Annotated in this window: 20 protein-coding genes and 1 pseudogene; 17 read left to right on the top strand and 4 right to left on the bottom strand. The window is 43.3% G+C overall.

The genetic code is table 11. The annotated features are described in order from the left end of the window. Positions 1-256: 256 nt before the first annotated feature. From M313_RS0114975 to M313_RS0114965, 3 genes are all read left to right on the top strand, one after another. Complete coding sequence (locus M313_RS0114975) at positions 257-1,735, top strand: S41 family peptidase (RefSeq protein ID WP_010196941.1); 1,479 nt, start codon at positions 257-259, stop codon at positions 1,733-1,735. Between the two features lie 90 nt (positions 1,736-1,825). Beyond that, positions 1,826-3,025 carry a PDZ domain-containing protein gene (locus M313_RS0114970; RefSeq protein WP_010196940.1) on the top strand — a complete coding sequence of 400 codons (1,200 nt, stop codon included), beginning with the start codon at positions 1,826-1,828 and terminating at the stop codon, positions 3,023-3,025. A gap of 127 nt (positions 3,026-3,152) precedes the next feature. Continuing rightward, positions 3,153-4,160 carry a DUF1646 family protein gene (locus M313_RS0114965; protein ID WP_010196938.1) on the top strand — a complete coding sequence of 336 codons (1,008 nt, stop codon included), beginning with the start codon at positions 3,153-3,155 and terminating at the stop codon, positions 4,158-4,160. A gap of 53 nt (positions 4,161-4,213) precedes the next feature. Here the strand turns inward: M313_RS0114965 and M313_RS0114960 are convergent, their stop codons facing one another. Then, complete coding sequence (locus M313_RS0114960) at positions 4,214-5,071, bottom strand: MurR/RpiR family transcriptional regulator (protein WP_010196937.1); 858 nt, start codon at positions 5,069-5,071, stop codon at positions 4,214-4,216. A gap of 173 nt (positions 5,072-5,244) precedes the next feature. Here M313_RS0114960 and gnd point away from each other — a divergent pair, with 173 nt between their 5' ends. The 3 genes from gnd to gntK all read left to right on the top strand — a co-directional run bounded on the left by gnd (position 5,245) and on the right by gntK (position 9,323). Continuing rightward, the gene (gene gnd, locus M313_RS0114955) at positions 5,245-6,141 is read left to right on the top strand and encodes a phosphogluconate dehydrogenase (NAD(+)-dependent, decarboxylating) (RefSeq protein WP_010196935.1); all 897 of its coding nucleotides are present in this window, start codon (positions 5,245-5,247) and stop codon (positions 6,139-6,141) included. 236 nt (positions 6,142-6,377) lie between these two features. Then, the gene (locus M313_RS0114950) at positions 6,378-7,724 is read left to right on the top strand and encodes a GntP family permease (RefSeq protein WP_010196933.1); all 1,347 of its coding nucleotides are present in this window, start codon (positions 6,378-6,380) and stop codon (positions 7,722-7,724) included. A gap of 60 nt (positions 7,725-7,784) precedes the next feature. Next, positions 7,785-9,323, top strand: coding sequence for a gluconokinase (gene gntK / locus M313_RS0114945; protein ID WP_200859862.1), 1,539 nt, complete (start codon positions 7,785-7,787; stop codon positions 9,321-9,323). Positions 9,324-9,431: 108 nt separating this feature from the next. On the opposite strand, the gene brfA is transcribed toward gntK, so the two are convergent. Next, complete coding sequence (gene brfA, locus M313_RS0114940) at positions 9,432-9,665, bottom strand: ribosome rescue factor BrfA (RefSeq protein ID WP_442778103.1); 234 nt, start codon at positions 9,663-9,665, stop codon at positions 9,432-9,434. Positions 9,666-9,806: 141 nt separating this feature from the next. On the opposite strand from brfA, the pseudogene M313_RS0114935 reads away from it, so the two are divergent. The 5 genes and pseudogenes from M313_RS0114935 (at position 9,807) to M313_RS0114915 (ending at position 13,708) form a co-directional block, all read left to right on the top strand. Beyond that, a pseudogene (locus M313_RS0114935) lies at positions 9,807-11,387 on the top strand (peptide chain release factor 3). A gap of 369 nt (positions 11,388-11,756) precedes the next feature. Next, the gene (locus M313_RS0114930; protein ID WP_010196923.1) at positions 11,757-12,179 is read left to right on the top strand and encodes a hypothetical protein; all 423 of its coding nucleotides are present in this window, start codon (positions 11,757-11,759) and stop codon (positions 12,177-12,179) included. 114 nt (positions 12,180-12,293) lie between these two features. Further along, positions 12,294-12,857 (top strand): sigma-70 family RNA polymerase sigma factor, encoded by a 564-nt coding sequence (locus tag M313_RS0114925; protein WP_010196919.1) that lies wholly within the window; start codon positions 12,294-12,296, stop codon positions 12,855-12,857. Then, a complete protein-coding gene (locus M313_RS0114920; RefSeq protein WP_010196917.1) occupies positions 12,820-13,404 on the top strand; it encodes a hypothetical protein in 585 nt (194 codons plus the stop codon). Before M313_RS0114925 ends, M313_RS0114920 begins: the two co-directional genes overlap by 38 nt. A gap of 79 nt (positions 13,405-13,483) precedes the next feature. Beyond that, complete coding sequence (locus tag M313_RS0114915; RefSeq protein WP_010196915.1) at positions 13,484-13,708, top strand: DUF2198 family protein; 225 nt, start codon at positions 13,484-13,486, stop codon at positions 13,706-13,708. 24 nt (positions 13,709-13,732) lie between these two features. Here M313_RS0114915 and M313_RS0114910 read toward each other — a convergent pair whose 3' ends face one another. Beyond that, entirely contained in the window at positions 13,733-14,251 is a 519-nt protein-coding gene (locus tag M313_RS0114910; RefSeq protein WP_010196913.1) for a hypothetical protein, read from the bottom strand. A gap of 213 nt (positions 14,252-14,464) precedes the next feature. Here M313_RS0114910 and uvrB point away from each other — a divergent pair, with 213 nt between their 5' ends. Together uvrB and uvrA are read left to right on the top strand one after the other, a co-directional pair. Continuing rightward, positions 14,465-16,444, top strand: coding sequence for an excinuclease ABC subunit UvrB (gene uvrB, locus M313_RS0114905; RefSeq protein ID WP_010196911.1), 1,980 nt, complete (start codon positions 14,465-14,467; stop codon positions 16,442-16,444). 7 nt (positions 16,445-16,451) lie between these two features. Continuing rightward, positions 16,452-19,328 (top strand): excinuclease ABC subunit UvrA, encoded by a 2,877-nt coding sequence (uvrA, locus tag M313_RS0114900; protein ID WP_010196909.1) that lies wholly within the window; start codon positions 16,452-16,454, stop codon positions 19,326-19,328. Positions 19,329-19,396: 68 nt separating this feature from the next. Here uvrA and M313_RS0114895 read toward each other — a convergent pair whose 3' ends face one another. Beyond that, positions 19,397-19,804: a hypothetical protein gene (locus M313_RS0114895; protein WP_010196907.1), complete on the bottom strand. Its 408-nt coding sequence runs from the start codon at positions 19,802-19,804 to the stop codon at positions 19,397-19,399. A 317-nt stretch (positions 19,805-20,121) separates the two neighbouring features. Between M313_RS0114895 and M313_RS0114890 the strand changes: the two genes are divergently transcribed. The 4 genes from M313_RS0114890 to hprK all read left to right on the top strand — a co-directional run bounded on the left by M313_RS0114890 (position 20,122) and on the right by hprK (position 23,019). Further along, positions 20,122-21,342, top strand: a complete 1,221-nt coding sequence (locus tag M313_RS0114890) for a DUF4097 family beta strand repeat-containing protein (protein ID WP_010196905.1) — start codon at positions 20,122-20,124, stop codon at positions 21,340-21,342. Between the two features lies 1 nt (position 21,343). Next, positions 21,344-21,544 carry a PspC domain-containing protein gene (locus M313_RS0114885; protein WP_010196904.1) on the top strand — a complete coding sequence of 67 codons (201 nt, stop codon included), beginning with the start codon at positions 21,344-21,346 and terminating at the stop codon, positions 21,542-21,544. Beyond that, on the top strand, positions 21,541-21,903 hold the full coding sequence (locus tag M313_RS0114880; RefSeq protein ID WP_029326534.1) for a phage holin family protein: 363 nt from the start codon (positions 21,541-21,543) through the stop codon (positions 21,901-21,903). Before M313_RS0114885 ends, M313_RS0114880 begins: the two co-directional genes overlap by 4 nt. 177 nt (positions 21,904-22,080) lie before the next feature. Then, a complete protein-coding gene (gene hprK, locus M313_RS0114875) occupies positions 22,081-23,019 on the top strand; it encodes an HPr(Ser) kinase/phosphatase (protein ID WP_010196899.1) in 939 nt (312 codons plus the stop codon). Positions 23,020-23,025 lie beyond the last annotated feature (6 nt).

Genomic DNA, 23,025 nt, shown 5'->3' with positions numbered 1-23,025 from the left:
TTACTTTTCCTGATTTCATCACATAATATTTGCACCCATCACATATACTTACACTATAAAAGGCATTACACTTCCTGTGTGATGCCTTTTGCTTCAGGAACGAGGGAATTGGCGAGTGGGACAGGCATATCTATGGACGGTCCCACATTCCGCAGCCACTTACATAAGTTTTAATAATTTTCAACCAACGCCGGCTATGGTACAATTGCGTCATATCTATCGTTCGGTACGGGGTATAGGATGAGGAGGAGCTTTCATGAATCGCAAAATTGTTACAGTATTAATGGTTGTATCAGTTCTAGTTGGAGCGGCAGGAATGTACGCAGGATTACAATGGTTCGGTCATGGACCGGCAGCAGCTGTACCTTCCGTGCAAAATCCTCTTACTGATAACACAGAGCAAGCTGCACCGCAGGAATCGCCGAAAGAAACGGCGGCACAGATGGAAAAGATTCAACAGGCATATGAACTTATTTCATCTCGCTATGTGGAGGAAACGGAATCAGAAAAACTGATACAAGGCGCCATACAAGGGATGGTCGATACACTGGAGGATCCATACTCCGTATATATGGATAAAGATACAGCAGAGCAATTTACTCAGTCGCTTGAATCTTCTTTTGAAGGGATTGGGGCAGAAGTGGGCATGCAGAACGGGAAGGTGACCATTGTTTCTCCATTCCGTGGTTCCCCGGCTGAAAAGGCTGGACTGCAACCAAATGACCAAATTCTCAAAGTAGATGATCAAGATATAGAAGGCTTGGATTTATATGAAGCAGTACTTAAGATCCGCGGTGAAAAAGGGACGGTTGTGACACTTGAAATTCAGCGTCCTGGTGTTCAGGAACCCTTCAATGTAGACGTGACACGTGATACGATTCCGATTGAAACGGTGTATTCTGAAACGATTGAACAAGATGGAAAAAAAGTGGGGTACATTCAGATTACCTCCTTCTCACAAGATACCGGGAAAGACTTTCAAGAGCAGTTAGCAGCACTGGAAGAGCAGAACATTGAAGGATTAGTGGTCGATGTCCGTGGTAACCCAGGTGGACTTTTAGATCAAGTTCAGATTATTGCTGCAGAGCTTGTGACAAAGGAAAAACCATATGTTCAAATTGAACAGCGTAATGGGGAAAAGCAGCGTTTCTTCTCCTCCTTAACAGAGAAAAAGCCTTATGAAATCGTGACCCTAATCGATAAAGGAAGTGCGTCTGCGTCTGAAATTTTAGCAGGTGCCTTAAAAGAAGCAGGTAACTATGAGGTCGTTGGGGACGCTTCATTCGGTAAAGGGACTGTTCAGCAAGCACTAGAGCTTGGTGATGGCAGTAACCTGAAGCTTACACTCTATAAGTGGTTGACACCTGATGGGAACTGGATTCACAATGATGGAGTGGAGCCTACTATACCTGTCAAACAGCCGGATTACTTCTATGCAAATCCAATTAATATGGAAGAAGAGGAAGAGCTGGCGCTTGATGCAAACAGTGAAAAAGTAAAGAATGTACAAGTGATGTTGAAAGGACTTGGCTTCGATCCAGGACGTGAGGATGGGTATTTCAGCAAAGAAACGGAAGATGCCGTGAAATCGTTCCAAGCTGAAAATGACTTATCCACATCTGGAAAAGTTGATAGCCAGACAGCAGAACAGCTGCAAGCACAATTGCTTGAAGCGGTACGTGCCAAAGAGAACGACGTACAACTGAAAGAGGCAATCAAAACATTGCTGAAATAAATTAATACAGTCAGCTTCCCTTATGGTGGGAGCTGACTTTTTTGTGGTAAAATAAAAGAAAAGTTTGTATGTTTAGGCGGTGATCGGGTGATGGAATCATGGTTTTGGGAATTGCTGATAGGAGTGGGTCGCCTTTTCATCCACCCTGTCTTTTATGTGACCTTAGCTGTTGCTGTAGTATTAGGATATTTTCGCGTCAAAAGAGAACGCCATGACTTTCATATACGAGTGGAATACGGCCTGACGGAGTTTCAAAAGGCTTGTAAGAGTCTTTTGGTGGGACTAGCTTTATCTGTGCTGACAATTGGTTTAGGAGTGATCATTCCTTTTGGGACGATTGTGCTCCTTAGTTTCTTTAGCATCATTTTTACCCTTTTCATTAAGCCAAGATGGCTTTCAACTGCCTATATATTCGGTTTCACTACTTTGGCAGTTGTACTATTACCGAAATTGGAGACGGGTGTCACCATCTTTCAGCGCTTGTTTGAATCTGTAGAAGCAACGCATTTACCGACACTTGCCATTCTGATGGGGATACTCATGGTTGCTGAAGGACTGTTTGTCTGGAAACAGGCACCTGTGCAAACCTCTCCGCAGCTTCAAAAAAGTAAGCGTGGGTTGCCGGTCGGTACACATGTTGTCCAGCGAGTATGGATTCTTCCGTTATTCTTATTTGTGCCCGTCGGTTCTGGAGGAATCGAGACAAGCTTTGAGTGGTGGCCTGTCCTGCAAATGGGAGAACACACCCTTTCCTTGTGGCTTGTTCCATTCAGCATGGGGTATTATCAACGCCTGAAAGCAAGCTTACCGCTTGATGCAATTCCGGTCGTTGGTCGACAATTGGTTCTGCTTGCCGTCGTAGTCTTGTTGACAGGAGTTGGCAGCCTGTGGTGGGAAAATGCCTCCATCCTTGCAGCGGTTGTTGCTGTAATAGGTAGGGAATGGCTGAATTACAGGGCCAAAACAGAGGACGAGAAGCATCAGCCGATCTTTGTTCAACGTGACAAAGGACTTGTTATTCTTGGGGTGATCCCAGATAGCCCTGCTGAAAAAATGAACCTCCAAATTGGAGAAATCATTACAAAAGTGAACAATATACCGGTAAATTCCGTTTCGAATTTTTACGAAGCCCTTCAACAAAACAGGGCTTTTTGTAAACTGCAAGTTGTGGATGCAAACGGTGAAGCACGTTTTGCTCAAACCGCTTTGTACGAAGGAGACCACCATGAACTGGGACTGCTATTCGTTCAGGTCGGGAAGAAGTGGAAGCAGACGGAAGCTGTGGGATAATATTAAAGAGACACGCGGCATGTTGGCGCATGTCTCTTCTTTTTTTACTCCAGTCATGTTTGTCCAATACCTGCATATACATGAACCGTTATCTAAAGAATTTCTTCAGACAGCGGGAGTGTGAAAAATGGATTTCGGATTGATATCGATTTTTCTGGTCGTATTACTGGGACCTTTACTGGCCAAAAAAATAGAAGAAAATATGGAAGTATTTCTGTTAAGCATGGGGATACTTTCGAGTATGGTAAGCGGAGTCTACAATGAACACCTTTTCTTCATTGCTGCAACTGATCCCATCTTCATTTCACTCGCCGTCTTAATGGCGGGCCTGGTTTTCAGATGGTTGCAGATGCCGTTTAGCCGAATTCTTCACTTTTTGAAAAATAGAGTCCCATTTAAGTTATTTATCTTTTTGCTTGTTGTGTTTCTTGGACTAATCTCAAGTGTCATTACCGCAATTATTGCTGCGCTTCTATTAGTATTCATCGTGGTAGGACTTGATTTGGAAAAGAAAGAACAAATTCGGCTTACAGTACTTGCTTGTTTTTCGATAGGGTTAGGAGCAGCGCTTACCCCGATCGGAGAGCCGCTGTCGATCGTGACCATCAGTAAGTTGAACGGGGATTTCTTTTACCTATTAAGGCTGATTGGAAAGGATGTCCTATTATCTTTATTCTTGTTCGGCTTGCTTGCTGCCTTCATGGTGAAAGCATCAGGTGCTAACGAATTGCAACGGAATGTAAAGGACAGGGAAAGTTATGAGGAAATCTTTGTTCGAGGCTTGAAGATTTACTTCTTTGTCATGGGTCTGACTTTTCTTGGTGCAGGATTTGAGCCATTTGTCTCCACCTATTTTTTAGGAATGGATCCTTCTGTTTTGTACTGGTTCAATATGTCCTCGGCCATTTTGGATAATGCGACATTGGCGGCGGCTGAGATTAGTGCCGAGCTGGATCCGGGAGTCATTCGGGTGATTTTACTTGGCCTCATGATAAGTGGAGGAATGTTGGTGCCTGGGAATATTCCGAATATCATTGCGGCTGGAAAACTTGGGATTACAAGTAAAGAGTGGGCAAGACATGGGGTTCCAGTTGGACTTGGAGCGATGGTCATTTATTCCTTTATTGTCTTATAGAACTAAAAAAACACGGAAGTCACTTTGATGACTTTCGTGTTTTTGTGTGAAGCCTATACGCGCTTCACCGATATCGCAGCACGAACCTTCTGCAAAGCCTCTTTTCCCTCATCCTTTTTCGCCATAAGCACATTTACATAAATGGCATCAATCATGGCAAGCTGGGCGATACGAGAAGACAATGCCTCTGACCTGTAGTCCGTCTCTTCTGACATCGTGTACAGTGCGATGTCCACTCCTTGGCTTAACGGAGATTTGGCAAAGTTGGTGATGCCGATTGTCTTCACTCCACTTGCTTTCACCACTTCAAGAATGTGCATCATATCCTTGGATGCTCCAGTATGAGAAATGATGATGGCCACGTCTTCATCTGTCAGTTGGCTGGCAGACATAAGCTGCATGTGGGTATCAGACTGAACGTTCACCGAAACCCCTGTCCTGATAAGTTTATGATAGGCGTCCATCGCGATGACATTGGAACCGCCGCTTCCAAACAACTCCACTTTTCGTGCCCCGAGAATAGCGCTGATCACCTGGTGGAAAGCCTGGTCATCTAGGATTTTCAACGTATCTTCAAGCGTTTTAATATTGGAACGGAACACTTTTTCCGCGATCGTTTTTTCGCTGTCATGTTCCATAATATTTTCATGAATATCTTGAATGGGTTCGACAATTTCCGTTGCGAGTGCAATTTTCATCGCCTGATAGCCTTTAAAGCCAATCCGCTGGCAAAAACGGAATACGGTAGAGTCGGCTACACCAAGATCATCGGCAACCTGGTTGATAGTGCTGTGAACAATTTTTTGTGGATTGTTGAGGATATAGTCCGCGATGACTTGCTCCTTCCCCCTGAATTGTGGATAGTGGGAACGTATGCGCATCATGCAGTATTGCGATTCTTGTCTGTTCATGGTGCGACCCTCCAGAAATAGTAATCTACTATCTATCATAAAGAGGTTTCAAAAAAAAAGAAACTATTTTTTGATAACGCTTGCATTTTGGGGAATTTTTTTTCATAATAGGAACAAGACAAAAAATATTTTTCTATACTTAGCTTTGAATGAAGAAGGGAGTTTCAATTTTTATGAAACTAGCAATGATAGGATTAGGCAAGATGGGGTATAACCTTACATTAAATTTAATAGATAACAAGCATGAAGTAGTGGCATTTGATGTTGATAATGAAAACGTTGTCAAAAGCGAACAGGCTGGTGCAATCGGTGCTTACTCCATCGAGGAAGCATTAAGCAAACTGGAATCACCAAAAGTGGTATGGATGATGGTGCCGGCTGGTGAGATCACAGAAAATGTGCTTTCAGAGATTAGTAGATTCGTAACAGAGGGAGACATCATCATCGATGGAGGAAATTCAAACTACAAAGACACATTAAAGCGTGCGGAAGAGCTTGCTGAAAAAGGTGTCCACTACTTAGATGTCGGAACAAGCGGTGGGATGGAAGGCGCTCGCAACGGAGCTTGCACCATGGTTGGCGGAAATGAATTAGCATTTAAACACGTGGAGGCACTTTTCCAAGATATTTGTGTAGAAAACGGATACTTATATGCAGGAAAATCCGGTAGCGGCCATTTCTTAAAAATGGTCCACAATGGTGTGGAGTACGGCATGATGCAAGCAATTGCAGAAGGCTTCGACATCCTAGAAAAAAGTGATTTTGATTTTGACTATGAAAAGGTTGCGAGAGTCTGGAACAACGGATCCGTCGTACGCTCATGGCTCATGGAACTAACCGAAAATGCATTCAGCAAAGATGCAAGATTAGAAGGCATCAAAGGCGTTATGCATTCATCCGGTGAGGGTAAGTGGACAGTAGAGACAGCTCTTGACCTCCATGCCGCAGCACCAGTCATCGCCCTATCCCTAATGATGCGCTACCGCTCCCTAGAGCCCGACACCTTCTCCGGAAAAGTAGTCGCCGCCCTACGAAACGAATTCGGCGGACACGCAGTAGAGAAGAATTAAATTAATTTATGTAGATAACAAGAGACGTCATAGTTAATGAAGATTCCTCCTGATGACTGGAGTGCAAGGTGTGAGACTCCAGCGGGGGATAACGGTAGCTTGAGACCCCACAGCGAAGCGAGGAGGCTCAAGCACACGTCCCGCGGAAAGCGAACACCTGGAACGGAAGTCATCAGGAAGTTAAAGTGAAAACATATTTTTTCAAAATAGAGGTATTCAAAAAGGAGGAACAAATCATGTCAGGATCCATGCTAATCCTAATCGCAGCAGCAGCAATCTTTCTACTATTATTCCTAGTCATCCGAACAAAACTACACGCATTCGTAGCCCTGCTGCTAGTCAGCTTACTAGTAGGTATCGCCTCAGGCATGCCGCTAAATGAAGTTACCGCATCCGTCCAAAACGGAATGGGAGGTACCCTCGGGTTCGTTGCAGTCGTTGTCGGACTTGGTGCGATGTTCGGTAAAATGCTAGAAGTTTCAGGAGGAGCAGAAAGACTTGCTCAAACTTTAATGAAGAAATTTGGAGAAGACAAGTCTCAATGGGCACTTGGTATCACAGGTTTCTTAGTAGCAATCCCAGTATTCTTTGATGTAGGTTTCATCATTTTAGTGCCAATCGTGTATGGCTTGGCAAAAAAAACAGGGAAGTCCCTTTTACACTACGGTATTCCATTACTAGCTGGTCTTGCTGTAACGCACAGCTTCATCCCGCCGACTCCAGGACCTATTGCTGTAGCTGACTTAATTGGCGCAGACCTTGGATGGGTTATCCTGTTTGGTGTTATCGCAGGTATTCCGGCTATGATTTTAGCTGGACCGGTGTTCGGTAAATATATCGGTAAGAAAATTCACGTCGTTGTACCAAAATATATGGAAATTGACGAAGATAAGGAATATGACAAGGATCTACCAGGATTCGGACTTATTGCTTCTATTATTTTAGTACCTTTAGTGTTGATTTTAGTGAATACGTTTTCAACGGTCATCTATGAAGAAGGTCACATCGTTCGAGAGATCACGACATTTGTTGGTCACCCGTTCGTAGCGTTGACGATTGCAACATTACTGACGTTCTACTTCCTTGGAACGAAGCGCGGTTATACAAAACAAGATGTACAAGATATCGCAACAAAAGCGCTTGAGCCAGCTGGTATCATTATCCTTGTAACAGGTGCCGGTGGAGTGTTCAAGCAGGTTCTAATCGACTCTGGTGTTGGTGATGTTCTAGGTGAAATGATGGCAGGATCTGCATTGCCTCCAATCGTCCTAGCGTTCTTGATCGCAGCGGCAGTCCGCGTGGCGCAAGGATCCGCAACCGTTTCAATGGTAACGGCAGCAGGACTGATCACGCCGCTAATCGGTATCATGGGTCTTGAAGGACCTGTACTTGGTCTAATCGTTATCTCAATCGCTTCTGGAGCAACGGTTCTATCTCATGTAAACGACTCCGGTTTCTGGTTGGTAAACAGATACTTCGGCCTTGATGTAAAAGATACATTAAAATCTTGGACGGTTATGGAAACCATCATCGGTCTTGTAGGTTTTGCAGTAGCGGTAATTATTGGTATATTTATAGGATAAGTTAAAGTAGGGTCAAGGAGTTATTTCCTTGGCCCGTTGTGATTTTGAATCAAGGAGGACATCACCATGACAACATACATGCTAGGCGTTGATATAGGAACAACAAGCACAAAGGCGGTTCTTTTTACGAAGAATGGTAAAGTAAAAAGCCAACACGCCGTGGAATATCCTTTGTACACTCCAGAAATGGGTGCAGCAGAACAGGATCCTGACGAAATTCTCGAAGCGGTGGTTGCTTCGATTAGAGAAACTATTCTCAAAAGTGGCATCGATACCACAGACCTTTCCCATGTGAGCTTCAGTGCGGCGATGCACAGCCTGATTGCAGTGGATGAAGCAGGAATTCCGTTGACTAAAAGCATTACGTGGGCAGACCAAAGAAGTGAGAAATGGGCCAAGAAAATTAAGAATGAATGGGATGGCCACGAGATTTATCGAAGAACAGGAACACCGATTCATCCGATGTCTCCTTTGGCAAAACTTGTTTGGCTGCGAAACGAACATCCAGAAACGTTTGAAAAAGCATCTAAATTCATCTCCATAAAAGAATATGTGTTTCACAAGTTGTTTGGTGAATACGTCGTAGACCACTCCATCGCCTCCGCAACAGGAATGTTAAACCTGGAGAAATTGGATTGGGACGCAGGTGCACTGGGAGTTGCCGGTGTGACACCTGGCAAGCTATCTCGCCTTGTGCCCACAACAGAAATCATCATCGGATTGAAAGCAGAGTGGGCTGTGAAGTTAGGTTTGCCTGTTGATGTGAAATTTGTGATCGGTGCAAATGACGGAGTACTCTCCAACCTTGGGGTAAACGCAGTGCAGCCAGGCGTTGTGGCATTGACGATCGGAACAAGCGGAGCAATACGAACCGTTGCGGACAAGCCTGTAACCGATCCGAAGGGTAGAACATTCTGCTATGCACTGACAGAAAATCATTGGGTCATTGGTGGTCCTGTCAACAATGGTGGCATGATTATGCGCTGGCTGCGTGATGAATTTTGCCAAGCGGAAGTAGAAGAGGCAAAAGCACTTGGCGTCGATCCTTATGATGTCATGACTGCAAAAATTGCTCAAGTGAAACCTGGTGCGGAGGGCGTACTTTTCCACCCTTACCTGACAGGTGAACGTGCACCGTTATGGAATGGAAACGCACGTGGATCCTTCTATGGACTTGGCATCCACCATAAAAGAGAGCACATGATGCGCGCGGTATTAGAAGGAATCAATCTTAATCTTTATACAGTGTTGCTAGCATTGGAAGAGATTATCGGAATTCCTGAAAAGATACATGCAACAGGCGGATTTGCTCGCTCAGAAGTTTGGTGTCAGATGCTTTCGAACATTTTCAATCAGGAAGTAAGCATCCCGGAAAGCGTGGAAAGCTCTTGCCTTGGTGCTGCAGTTCTTGGTTTGTATGCACTAGGTGAGATTGACTCGTTTGATGTGATGAATGAGATGGTGGGGACGACGAACGGGTATGTACCTGACCAAGCGGAAGTGGAAGTGTATAAAGAACTGACGCCGCTGTTCATTCGATTGAGCCGACTGTATGAACAGGAGTTTGATGCGGTGGTAGCTTTTCAGCAGAAGAAATAAGGAAGATGGGCTTAACGGTTGATTTCCGTTCCAGGCGCTTCGCTTGCCTGCGGGCGTCTGCGCGCCTTCCACTGCAATCAACTGGAAACAACATTGAATGAAATTCCTTCATGCACTTTTTAAATATAATAAATAAAGAACGACATTCTCCCGGTCACCACCATAGCGAGATTGTCGTTCTTTTTTGTACAGCTGATTCAATTTTTCTTTTTTCGTCTTGGTTGTTTTGGTTGTAAGGTTTGCAAGGGCGTAAGTGCCGCGGCTGTTTTCGGGGTTGCGCTTGCCTTCGCGGACTTGCTTGTCACGCAGCTTTTTTGCTTTACTTTTTGCCAAAATGATCACTCCTAACATATATTTACAAAGAGTATAACCGAGAATAGGAAGAATGGAAATAGGTTTTCGTTGGATTGCTATATTTTTCTCGCGCTGATTTCTGTTATAATAGCACTATTGTGTAATTTTTGAGAGGTAGGTACGGAAACTGTGAAAAATGAACTTTTAAATAAAGAGATAGACCGCCGCAGAACCTTTGCGATTATATCCCCACCCTGATGCCGGGAAAAACGACCCTGACGGAGAAACTTTTATTATTCGGAAACGTTATTCGTTCAGCAGGTACGGTAAAAGGAAAGAAATCCGGAAAAATTTGCAACTTCTGACTGGATGGAGATTGAAAAGAAGCGTGGAATTTCGGTAACGTCGAGTGTTATGAGTTTTGAATATATGGATAGGCATATCAATATCTTGGATACCCCAGGACACGAAGATTTCAGTGAAGATACGTATCGTACATTGACTGCCGTGGACAGCGCCGTGATGATCATCGACTGTACAAAAGGGGTAGAGCCTCAGACTATCAAGCTTTTCAAAGTTTGTCGTATGCGTGGAATTCCGATTTTCACGTTCATTAACAAATTGGACCGTGAAGGGAAAGAGCCGCTTGCGCTTTTGGAAGAGATTGAAGAAGTGCTTGGCATCGAATCTTATGCGATGAACTGGCCGGTTGGAATGGGGAAACGCTTCTTGGGTGTTTACGACCGTTACAACGAAGTGTTCATTCGTTATCAAGGAAAAGATGAAGAGGACCGTATTCCTTTCAAGGAACTGGATGCTGTGGAGGAAATCTCTACCCACCCGACTTTTATCCAAGCAAAAGAAGACTTTGAACTGTTGGAAGAGGCCGGAAATGACTTTGACATTAACAAAGTGAAGAATGGATTGCAGACGCCAGTGTTCTTCGGAAGTGCGATCTCTAACTTTGGTGTAGAAATGTTTTTCCGTACGTTCTTGGATCTAGCTAGTGAGCCGCAGCCTCGTCAAACAGAAGAAGGTACGGTTGAGCCTAAATCTGGAGAGTTCTCCGGGTTTATTTTCAAAATCCAGGCGAACATGAATCCTGCTCACCGCGACCGTCTTGCGTTCTTGCGTATCTGTTCGGGTGTATTTGAGCGTGGAATGACTGTTACGGTAAGCAGAACAGGTAAATCCATTAAATTGACTCAGTCTCAACAGTTCCTGGCATCTGACCGTGAAACGGTAGATCATGCGTACCCTGGTGACATCATCGGTATTTATGATCCGGGTGTGTATCAGATTGGTGATTCTCTGTTCAGCGGTGGCAATCAAAAGGTCGAGTTCGATGAGATCCCAACATTTGCTCCTGAGCTTTTCGTAAAAGTAGAAGCGAAAAACGTCATGAAAGGGAAGCAGTTTGGAAAAGGAATCACTCAGCTTGTGCAGGAGGGTGCGATCCAGTTGTTCCGTCAATACGGTACAGAAGCCTACATTCTTGGAGCGGTTGGTCAGCTTCAATTGGATGTATTTGAGTACCGCATGAAGGGCGAGTACAATGTGGAAGTCGTCTACAACATGATCGGCTCGAAAATTCCTCGTTGGTTGGAAAACCAAGACGTGGATACTTCATTGTTTGATTCCCGTAACATTTTGGTGAAAGACCGCAACGATCAGTATGTTGCATTGTTTGATAACGACTTCTCGTTACGCTGGTTCCAAGATAAGAATCCGAAAATCGGCCTGATTGATATTATGGCGGAAGAAGATTAAGTTTAATTTTATAAAAAGCTCAGAATACCCTTTCAGGCGGGGTGTTTTGGGCTTTTTTGTATTGGGGTGTTGGCTAAAGACCGGAGTAGAAAAGATTTTGAGTTGTGGAGGTTTTAAGAAGCGTTATAAAGACCGGAGTAGAGAAGATTATGAGTTGCGGAGGTCTTAAGAAGCTTTATAAAGACCTGAGTGGAGGAGATTATGGTTTGCGGAGGTCTTAAGGAGTGCTATAAAGACCTAAATGAGTGAGTTTTCTTGTGAGAGAAGTCTTTAGAAAGTCTAATTGCCAGTAAGATTTAAAAATCCCTTTATAGTAGGGGTTCCCCGGCCGATATAATAACCAAAAGCACGGGATTAGGGGGCAATTTTGTGGGGAATCAAGACGATAAGTTAATATGGCTAGGTTTATATAGAACAAGGCACTACGTAGTCGGTGGGATGACGATTTTAGAGGTGAATGGTCGTGAAGTGACTACAGGCAGTACGAAAGTATACATGGAAGAGCTTAATATGGAAAAATTGCGGTTTATTAGTCGTGTGGAGATTCCGGAAAATAGTAAAGTGCTATTAGGCTTGAAGTTCAGGGTGGCCAATCAACTGCTTGAGTTTAAAGCCAAGATACTTGGTGTTCAGGCAAATGTAAAAAAAAGAAGATATACATACTTAGTAGAGTTTTTAATTGAAAACGATAGAGACACGCAGTCCCTCATTACATTTGTAAATAAAATTCAGTTAGCTAATAAACAGAAAAAATTGAGAAGCGTGACAGAGATAGCTGTGGAAGTGGAATAATTATTGTAGCAGAAACCACCAGATAGGTGGTTTTTCTTTTGAATTCTTTAGAAAAAATGAAACCTATTATTCTTATAAAACGTCAAACAGAAAAAACAAGAAGGAGGGGGCGGATTGGCTAGGGAGAATGATTTGTCGGAGGAAAAACGAGAAGAAATGGTTGTGTGGGCTATGGATCACTATGGCGAAGAGATTAAACGATTAATCTACACATATGTGCGAAATTATGCCGTGGTTGACGACTTATCCCAGGAGGTGTTTGTGAAAGTTTATAAGAATTTGCATCTTTTTCGAGGGGATAGCGAGTTGAAAACATGGATTTATAGAATTGCCATTAATATCTCCAAGGATTATTTGAGAAGTTTTAAGCATAAGGTCATGGAGTTGGTCCAGCCGTTTTTGGCAGATGGTGAACTGACGGATGAGAAGGTTTTAATTTCAGAGGAAAGCCAAGAGCTTGCTGCTGTGGTAATGAGTTTGCCACTGAAATATAGGGAAGTTCTTATTCTACATTATTATAGAGACTTTTCGGTGGAAGAGATTTCAGAGCTTTTGGAAGTAAACAAGAATACTGTAAAGACGAGGCTCAAACGTGGAAGAGACAAGGTGAGAGTATACATACTGGAAGGAGGCGATGAACATGAGCAAGAATCCTCGACTAGAAGGCGATCACTTTAAACAGGAAATGGACCATTTCATTTCGCCAAATTCTTTATTTACAAGTGTAGACCGGGAACGAGTGGTGGAGAGAATTAAGGGAGCGAAAAAGAGAAAAAGCTGGTGGGGACATCCAAGGATTGTGTTGAGTGTGTTACTCTTGTTCATTGTTTCGGGTACACTTTATGGGGTTATGCAAACAACAACGGACAAGGAGACCGTTTCTGCGGAATTTGTTTTGAGTAATGTATCTACAGGAATGAGCAAGGTGGAGATTCGTAACATACTGGGAACCAATTATGTAGAGGTTGAACAGTCGATGGACAGTGGCCCCGTCTTTACTTTAAATCGGTACGACTTTCCAGTAAAGGAAGACTACGTTTTTGAATCTCCAATGGATGACTTGGATTTAGAAGGTGTACGAAGTGGAAAGATGAGAATGCAAGTTATGGTTAAATACGATGGTGAATTATTAAAAGGTTATTCTATAATTTTTAAAAAGGAAAATGGAAAAACAGTCATTCAAAATGTCTCTGGTGATGACATTCAGGTGATACAAGTAGATTAATTCTTATTATATAGAAGCCCCAAAACTGCTATACTAACTTTAGAAGATTTTCGGATGAGATAGAAAAGAGGTTTTCAGATTGTTAGTAAAGCTGGTTTTAGCGTTGATTATCCCTGCGCTGCTCGTGGTCCTTTTCACAAGAGTGACCTATAACCTTTACGTGGGTACAGGTTTGGCGGCAGCGCTCATTCTAGTTTCCATTCTTAAAGGACATGGGAACGAATGGTATGTTATTTTATTGGACGTCCTTTCTCTAGTGATCGGATTTTTGTATTCAAAGCGCATGGTAGGGAAATTTAAATAAAAAAGAGGGAGCGGCATTTCCGAGTTACGGAATGTCTGCTCCCTCTTTTGCTTGTCGTGCTGCATGTTGATAGTTGGCCAATTCTTCTTGCTCTTCAGTGGTCGTCGACTCGAGGCTGGCTGGCCTTACTACCCAAAGCGGGTCTTTGCCAAATGTCTCTCCGTATCCGGTGAGAACGCCTTCGAATGTCAGAACGTCCCCAACTTCTGGTGTATGATTTAATTCGTCTGCAAAAGTAACGAGGATTGCTGGTAGAAGCGGTTCCTGCAGCTCGTACGTTGAGTTGTTTTCTACACGTGTCACCGTAGCAGTCCACCTAATGGCTTTATCTTTATTATCTTTGATAAAATCATGCACATACTCGCCATCCACTTCACTGTAGGTTAGTTCTACCCCGGGATTTTCCAATGCACGTTCATCTAGATAAGGAAAGTCTAGCGTTTCTTCGGGAATATCGTTGAACGAACAGCCTGTCAGTAACATAATAATCCAACCTATGCAGAACAATTTTCTATAATTTTTCCTGATAAAAAACTTTTTCATTATAAATCTCCTCAAAACTAGTTTCCGATTCCTAATACATGATAATGATAAGAATATAGAAAACACTCTTAAAACGCAACAGACTCGGGTATAGAGAAAAAAGGATATTAATATAAAAAACCGAATATCAGTTCGTATTTTTGTTGTTTTGGGCATGTATTGTGGTAGAATATTGGTAGAGGTTAGATGAACGGAAATGGAGGCTTTTTGTGGATGGAACAATTTGAGTTAGTTTCTGGATATAAGCCGGATGGAGATCAGCCGACCGCGATCGCGGAGATTGTGGAAGGCCTTAAAAAGGGGAAAAAGCATCAGACGCTTCTTGGTGCTACTGGTACCGGTAAGACGTTTACTGTCTCCAATGTGATTCAGGCAGTAAATAAACCAACATTAATCATCGCCCACAACAAAACGTTGGCAGGGCAATTATATAGTGAGTTTAAGGAGTTCTTTCCTAACAACGCAGTTGAATATTTTGTTAGTTATTATGACTACTATCAACCCGAAGCGTACGTACCTTCCACTGATACTTTCATAGAAAAAGACGCAAGCATTAATGACGAAATTGACAAGCTTCGTCACTCAGCAACGGCTTCGCTTTTCGAGCGGAACGACGTAATTATCATCGCTAGTGTGTCTTGTATTTATGGATTGGGGTCACCGGAAGAATACCGCGATCTTGTCGTCAGCTTAAGAACAGGCATGGAAAAAGAACGGAATGTCTTGCTACGCGATTTAGTAGACATCCAATACAGCAGGAATGATATTGACTTCAAGCGCGGAACATTCCGGGTTCGTGGTGATGTAGTGGAGATTTTCCCAGCATCCCGTGACGAACATTGTATTCGTGTGGAATTTTTCGGAGACGAAATCGACCGCATACGAGAAGTGGATGCACTAACAGGGGAGATTCTTGGAGATCGTAACCATGTTTCCATATTCCCTGCATCTCACTTCGTAACCCGCGAAGAAAAGATGAAAAAGGCCATCGTCAATATTCAGGCAGAACTAGAGGAGAGACTGGAAGAACTTCGCGAAGCAGGAAAACTTCTAGAAGCTCAGCGACTGGAGCAGCGTACCCGATATGATCTGGAAATGATGGCGGAAATGGGTTTTTGTTCTGGAATCGAGAACTACTCCCGTCACTTGACACTCCGTCCTGCGGGCTCGACGCCATACACACTGATGGACTTCTTCCCGGAAGATTTTCTATTGGTCATTGACGAGTCCCACGTTACGCTTCCACAAATCAGAGGGATGTTCAATGGGGACCAGGCGCGAAAGCAAGTTCTAGTAGACCATGGTTTCCGCCTGCCGTCAGCAAAGGATAACCGTCCATTAAGGTTTGAGGAGTTTGAAAAGAAAACAGCCCAGCTTGTCTATGTTTCGGCCACACCAGGACCTTACGAGCTTGAGCATACACCAAAAATGGTCGAACAGATCATCCGACCGACCGGACTTCTTGATCCGATTATTGAAGTTCGTCCAATAAAAGGCCAGATTGATGATCTTATTGGTGAAATCCATAAACGTGTGGAAAAGGATGAAAGGGTCCTTGTCACCACCTTGACGAAGAAGATGTCTGAAGATCTTACAGCATACTTAAAAGAGCTAGGTATTAAAGTTGCGTACTTGCATTCTGAAATCAAGACGCTTGATCGGATTGAAATTATTAGAGAATTAAGGATGGGGAAACACGATGTTCTGATCGGGATCAACCTATTGAGGGAAGGTCTCGATATTCCGGAAGTGTCGCTTGTCACCATTTTAGATGCGGACAAAGAAGGTTTTCTCCGTTCCGAACGATCCTTGATTCAGACCATCGGACGTGCGGCACGTAACTCAAACGGTAAAGTCATCATGTATGCAGATAAAATAACGAAATCCATGGATATTGCTTTAAATGAAACAAAGCGTCGCCGAGAAATCCAGGAGGCTTATAACCTGGAGCATGGCATCACGCCGACAACGATTAAGAAAAAAGTTCCGGAACTTATCCGCGCGACATTTGTCGCCGAGGAAGATGGCAATTACGATGGCAAAGCACCGTCACTAAGACCGAAAAACAAGAAAGAAAGAGAAAAGCTCATAGAAAGCATGGAGCAGGAAATGAAAGATGCGGCAAAAGCGCTCGATTTCGAACGTGCAGCCGAGCTTCGTGACCTCATCTTGGAGCTCAAAGCGGAAGGATGACATAAGGATGGCAATGGATAAAATAGTTGTAAAAGGGGCCAGAGCCCATAACTTAAAAAACATAGATGTAACAATTCCCCGCGATAAATTAGTGGTGTTAACAGGGCTGTCAGGATCGGGGAAATCCTCTCTTGCCTTTGACACCATCTATGCGGAAGGACAGCGCCGATATGTGGAGTCCCTTTCTGCCTATGCGCGCCAATTCCTTGGGCAGATGGACAAACCGGATGTGGATGCGATTGAAGGGCTGTCACCTGCCATCTCCATCGACCAGAAGACGACAAGCCGTAATCCTCGTTCTACTGTTGGAACGGTAACAGAAATCTATGATTATCTACGTCTTCTTTTTGCACGGGTAGGTAGACCGACATGTCCGAAGCATGGTATAGAGATTTCCTCCCAAACCATTGAACAAATGGTAGACCGGATCATGGAATACCCGGAACGGACCAAACTTCAAATTCTTGCGCCGGTGATCCAAGGCCGTAAAGGAACGCATGTGAAAACACTTGAGGATATAAAAAAGCAAGGATATGTGCGTGTGCGTGTGAACGGAGAAATGATGGAAATCTCCGATGATATCGAATTGGAAAAGAACAAAAAGCATTCCATTGAAGTAGTTATAGACCGTATTGTGGTGAAAGAAGGCGTGGAAACCCGTCTGTCAGACTCATTGGAATCTGCTCTTAGACTGGGGGAAGGAAAAGTTATTGTGGATGTAATTGGGGAAGAGGAACTTCTCTTCAGCGAGCATCATGCTTGTCCACAATGTGGATTCTCAATAGGTGAACTAGAACCAAGAATGTTTTCTTTTAACAGTCCATATGGAGCTTGTCAAAAATGCGATGGTTTAGGCACAAAGCTAGAAGTGGACATTGATTTGGTGATGCCAAACAAAAACCTCAGCCTAAAAGAGCACGCCCTTGCACCATGGGAGCCGACAAGTTCACAATATTATCCACAAATGCTGCAGGCGGTGTGTAACCACTTTGGCATTGACATGGATGTACCTGTGAAAGATATCCCCAAGAATCTTTTGGATAAAGTCCTTTATGGTAGTGGAAAAGAAGAAATTTACTTCCGCTATGAAAACGACTTTGGACAAGTGCGGGAAAGCTACATCATTTTTGAGGGAGTTATCCCCAATGTGGAAAGACGCTACAAGGAGACGAGTTCTGACTACATTCGTGAACAGATGGAAAAGTATATGGCTCAGCAACCTTGTCCAGCTTGTAAGGGGAACCGTTTGAAGTTAGAAAGCCTATCGGTGCTTATCAACAATAAGCATATCGGAAATGTGACGAACTTTTCCATTGTCGAAGCATTGGACTTCTTTGATAGCCTTGAGCTGACGGAAAAAGAAAGAAAGATAGCCCATATGATTCTACGTGAGATTGAGGAACGCCTAGGCTTCTTGAACAATGTCGGGCTTGATTATTTGACGATGAGCCGTTCTGCCGGAACTCTTTCTGGGGGAGAAGCGCAACGGATTCGTCTCGCAACTCAAATCGGCTCTCGATTGACAGGGGTTTTGTATATTCTAGATGAGCCATCTATCGGACTTCATCAGCGAGATAATGACCGACTCATTCAGACGCTGAAAAACATGCGCGATATCGGAAACACGTTAATTGTCGTCGAGCATGATGAGGACACGATGATGGCAGCGGACTATTTGCTTGATATCGGACCTGGAGCAGGTGTCCATGGAGGTCAGGTGATTTCTGCTGGTACACCTGAAGAAGTGATGAACGATGAGAGCTCTTTGACAGGTCAATATCTATCAGGCAAGAAGTTCATTCCGCTACCGACAGAAAGAAAAGTAGTAAAGGACCGCTTCATTGAAGTAATCGGTGCGAATGAAAACAACTTGAGTAATGTGAATGTAAAAATACCGCTTGGATGTTTTGTGGCAGTAACAGGGGTGTCAGGATCCGGGAAAAGTACGTTGATTAACGAAATTTTGCATAAGGCACTTGCCCAACGATTGCATAATGCGAAGACCAAACCTGGACTGCATAAAGAGATCCGAGGGATTGACCATCTTGATAAGGTAATTGATATCGATCAGTCCCCAATTGGAAGAACGCCACGTTCTAACCCTGCGACATATACAGGGGTATTTGATGATATCCGTGACGTATTTGCATCTACCAATGAAGCAAAAGTTCGTGGCTATAAGAAAGGTCGTTTTTCGTTCAATGTGAAAGGCGGACGCTGTGAGGCATGCCGTGGGGACGGGATTATTAAAATCGAAATGCATTTCCTCCCTGATGTGTATGTGCCATGTGAAGTGTGTCATGGAAAACGTTATAACCGTGAAACGCTTGAAGTACAGTATAAAGGAAAGAATATAGACGATATTTTGAAGATGACGGTTGAGGATGCTGTAAGCTTTTTTGAAAACATTCCAAAAATCAAGCGGAAGCTGCAGACCATTTTTGATGTTGGTTTAGGCTATATTACGCTTGGTCAGCCTGCAACCACTTTATCTGGTGGGGAAGCGCAACGTGTTAAACTTGCATCAGAATTGCACCGTAGATCTACAGGTCGTTCCCTTTATATCTTGGATGAACCGACAACTGGCTTACATGTGGATGACATTTCGAGATTATTGAAGGTTCTACAACGATTAGTGGAGAATGGGGATACTGTGCTTGTTATTGAGCATAACCTAGATGTCATTAAAGCGGTGGATTACATGGTCGACCTTGGTCCCGAAGGTGGAGACAAAGGTGGCAGCATCATTGCGACTGGTACACCTGAAGAAGTTATTGAAATAGATGCTTCTTATACGGGGCAATATCTTCGACCTGTTTTACTCCGTGACCGTGATCGAATGGATCAGAAAGTAAAGAAAGTCGAAGCGGTCAACAAAGGATAGTTTTTAGGTATAGAGTTAAAAGAAGGATGGTTACGCCAATTCGGCAACCATCCTTCTTTTTTGTAATTCTATTGGTTTGTCTCTTGTTCTTGAACTTTCTTTTTAATAATATCTTGTAAGAATCGAACATCCATCTCATAGGTTTTATCCTTGAAACGAATTTCGCCAGTGTTTTCGTTTAGTTTTCCTATCAGGTGAAAAGAGGCACTTTGAATCTTGTACTCTTTTGACGCTTCATCATAGTGAAAGTCTGCTTTATCTATTTCATTCGTCACAACAGGACGAATGGTATTTTCCACATAATTAGAGGAAGACTCAGTGAAATCTGGACCCAGCACGCCAAAGAAAATCAAGCCGGCAAGTATCAGTCCAATCATAACTAGTTTAGATAAAATGCTTTTCAAGAAAGGAATCACCACAAATAAAACGACCAGCACAATAATGATAGTCAACAAATGATCCATAATAAAATCCATATCCATTTCACTCCTTCCACACAATCTATACCCAGAAACTAGAACCATTATACCATTAGGAGAGAGGGAGACTCAAAGAAACCAAATTGAATCCCAACGCACAACAAACAAATAAGACTTGAGGCGTACGACATGAGGTGGAAAAATCCTGCCGGGGTCTGACCCCTTTTCGAAATTTTTATGCAACAATAAGTGTATAAGCGGAAAGTGAAACTTTTGGGTGTGTTCGGTCGTAGAGGTAGTATAGATGAATTCAAAGGTATGTTAAGTTGCGGTTGTAGTTAGTTGAAAGGTTATATAAAGGGAGGATGTTATGTATGGAAGAGCGTAAGCGTATTTTGAAGTTGGTGGAGGAAGGTAAGCTGACGGCGGAAGAGGCGATTATTTTATTGGAGAGTTTGGAGAAGAATAGTGAAGAGAAGAATTTGCGGCAGGATGAAATTGTTTCTGAGCTCGCGAAGGATGCGAAAGGTTCACAGGAAGCAGAAGACAATATCTTTAAAGCACTGTCATCAAAGGTATTTTCCAATGCCAATTATAAAAATGGCTCCGGCTCGTCAGGTTGGTCTTCGAGCGGATCAAGCTCTTTTGATAAATCCAAATTTGATTCTTACAGCAAACAGGCGTCCTCTTTTAAAAATAATATCTTAGACTTTGTTGGTAGTGCGCTGCAGAAGATTAAAGACTTGGATTTGGATTTCAACTTTGGCCCTTCTATCTCCATTCAACATATTTTCCAGCAATCAGATGTGCATTTGCAGCATATCGATCTTGATGTGGCGAATGGGGCAGTTAAGGTGGTTCCTTGGAAAGAGAATGATGTGAAGATAGAGTGTGAGGCGAAAGTTTATGAGGAGAACTCCCAAGATGACGCGCGCAAAGCTTTCTTGAGTGAAGTACTATTTTCCATTGAAGCTGGGAAACTGCGTTTTTCTGTCCAAAAGAAGCATATAAAAGTGAATGCTACGGTTTATGTTCCAGAAGAAAAATACGACAGTCTGAATATCCGTATGTTTAATGGACCGATATCAGGGGAAGGTTTACATGTAAAGTCGATGAAAATGAAGTCGGCGAATGGCTCGTTAACATGGGAGAACTTAAAGAGCGAATATATTGAAGCGGAAACGGCAAATGGTCATATACAATTGACAGATTGCGATGCGAAAGAAATCGAAGCAGAAACAATCAACGGCATGTTGAGAGTTAGCGGAGATATCGAGAAGCTCGATGTTCAGAGCTTTAATGGAAATGTGGTCGGTGAGTTGACTGGATCTGCTGCACGTTCCATTATGGCAAAAACAAAAACAGGCAGTGTGGACCTGTTCATCCCAACTGTTAATGCAGTGGAGGCAGAGTTGAAAACGAATCTTGGAAGCTTTACATGCGAGGTTCCAGGAATGGATATTGTAGAGGAGAAAAATGAAGTGGTACAAAAGTCGCTTCATTTTAAGGCGAAAAAAGAAGATGCTCCGCTCACATACATCTTTGCGGAAACAAATACAGGGTCCATTTTAATCAAACCATATGAGGTGAAGTAATATGAAACGTCTTATCCGTTCCAAGAACGACCGTAAACTTGCGGGAGTACTTGGAGGTCTAGGGAAATATTTAGGAGTAGATTCCAATCTGCTGCGTGTTATTTTTGTCATCCTTTTATTTCCGACAGGAGTAATGCCTTTGATTGTGACGTACTTTGTTTTAACATTTCTACTTCCTAATGAAGAGTCAGAGATACGCTGATGAGATGGGCTATCAGTATTCTCGTTAATGCATTGATATTAATCGTGGTCGCAGGCTATTTTGATTCGTTCCAGCTGAGCGGTGTAGGAGCGGCGATCATTGCAAGTTTAATTTTGGCAGTGTTGAATACCATTGTTAAACCGATTTTGGTGATTCTGACATTGCCTGTCACGTTGCTAAGTCTTGGGTTGTTCTTGTTTGTCATCAATGCCATCACGCTCATGTTGACTGCTTTCTTGATGGGAGATGCATTCAACATTGATGGGTTTGGAACGGCCATATTGGCAGCGATTGTTATATCTATATTAAATTTGCTAATCCAGAAGGCGATTGTCGAGCCTTTGCAAAAAAAGAAGTAACAAGAAACGCGAACCTGTTTTCTAAAAGGTTCGCGTTTTTTTCTGTACGCTAGGTCTCCCACTTAATAAAAAAGTCAAATAGTGCTAAAATGAGAAAAGGTGATTTTACATAGGAAGCATGACACTTGATTAGCAACATACCAGCAGGGTGTTTCCATACTTAAGGAGGTTTTGGTTGTGCCAAAGGTTCGGACAAAGGATCTGATTGAGAAGTTTAATTTTGAATTGATTGGTGGGGAAGAGGGCGTGAACCGTCCGATCGCGACAAGTGATATTTCCCGACCTGGTATAGAGATGGCCGGTTATTTTACCTACTATCCGGCAGAGAGAATCCAGCTGCTTGGAAAAACGGAGCTGTCTTTTTTTGAAAGGCTTACGCCGAAGGAAAAAAGAGAGCGTATGAATCAGCTCTGTACGGACATCACTCCGGGAATCATTGTTTCAAGGGACATGGAGGTTCCGCCTGAGCTTGTGGAAGCCGCAGAGTACGAAAGTGTGCCACTAATGCGCTCCCCGATGAAAACGACGAGGCTTTCCTCCCACTTGACCAACTATTTAGAAGGAAAGCTTGCACCGACAACAGCCGTTCATGGTGTGCTTGTCGACATCTATGGAGTTGGTGTGCTGATCACTGGGAAAAGCGGCGTTGGTAAAAGTGAGACGGCGCTAGAGCTTGTAAAAAGAGGACACCGTCTTGTGGCGGATGATTGTGTTGAAATCAGACAGGAAGATACGGATACGCTTATCGGGAACTCTCCCGAACTGATTGAACATCTGCTTGAAATTAGGGGACTAGGTATCATCAACGTGATGACTCTTTTCGGAGCGGGAGCGGTGCGTAGCTACAAACGTATCACGCTTGTCATTAATCTTGAGCTTTGGGATAAAAACAAACAGTACGACCGCGTTGGGTTGGATGAAGAAAAGATGAAGATTATTGATTCTGAAGTCACACGCTTGACGGTTCCTGTTCGTCCTGGGCGAAACTTGGCTGTCATTATTGAAGTGGCCGCGATGAATTTCCGCTTGAAGAGAATGGGCATGAATGCTGCCGAACAGTTCTCCAACCGTCTGTCAGGTGTCATTAATAATGAAAACGAGCATGAAGACATTTAAAAAATA

Origin of the sequence: Bacillus sp. m3-13 (assembly GCF_000175075.1) — a bacterium.
Taxonomy (GTDB): Bacteria; Bacillota; Bacilli; order Bacillales; family Bacillaceae_I; genus Sutcliffiella_A; species Sutcliffiella_A horikoshii_C.
This window is presented reverse-complemented; position numbering and strand designations above follow the sequence as displayed.

Excerpts from the sequence above, each read along its gene's own strand:
- M313_RS0114975 (WP_010196941.1), top strand. The coding sequence starts at position 257 with ATGAATCGCAAAATTGTTACAGTATTAATGGTTGTATCAGTTCTAGTT.
- M313_RS0114970 (WP_010196940.1), top strand. The coding sequence starts at position 1,826 with ATGGAATCATGGTTTTGGGAATTGCTGATAGGAGTGGGTCGCCTTTTC.
- M313_RS0114965 (WP_010196938.1), top strand. The coding sequence starts at position 3,153 with ATGGATTTCGGATTGATATCGATTTTTCTGGTCGTATTACTGGGACCT.
- M313_RS0114960 (WP_010196937.1), bottom strand. The coding sequence starts at position 5,071 with ATGAACAGACAAGAATCGCAATACTGCATGATGCGCATACGTTCCCAC.
- gnd (WP_010196935.1), top strand. The coding sequence starts at position 5,245 with ATGAAACTAGCAATGATAGGATTAGGCAAGATGGGGTATAACCTTACA.
- M313_RS0114950 (WP_010196933.1), top strand. The coding sequence starts at position 6,378 with ATGTCAGGATCCATGCTAATCCTAATCGCAGCAGCAGCAATCTTTCTA.
- M313_RS0114920 (WP_010196917.1), top strand. The coding sequence starts at position 12,820 with ATGAGCAAGAATCCTCGACTAGAAGGCGATCACTTTAAACAGGAAATG.
- M313_RS0114910 (WP_010196913.1), bottom strand. The coding sequence starts at position 14,251 with ATGAAAAAGTTTTTTATCAGGAAAAATTATAGAAAATTGTTCTGCATA.
- uvrB (WP_010196911.1), top strand. The coding sequence starts at position 14,465 with ATGGAACAATTTGAGTTAGTTTCTGGATATAAGCCGGATGGAGATCAG.
- uvrA (WP_010196909.1), top strand. The coding sequence starts at position 16,452 with ATGGCAATGGATAAAATAGTTGTAAAAGGGGCCAGAGCCCATAACTTA.
- M313_RS0114895 (WP_010196907.1), bottom strand. The coding sequence starts at position 19,804 with ATGGATTTTATTATGGATCATTTGTTGACTATCATTATTGTGCTGGTC.
- M313_RS0114890 (WP_010196905.1), top strand. The coding sequence starts at position 20,122 with ATGGAAGAGCGTAAGCGTATTTTGAAGTTGGTGGAGGAAGGTAAGCTG.
- M313_RS0114885 (WP_010196904.1), top strand. The coding sequence starts at position 21,344 with ATGAAACGTCTTATCCGTTCCAAGAACGACCGTAAACTTGCGGGAGTA.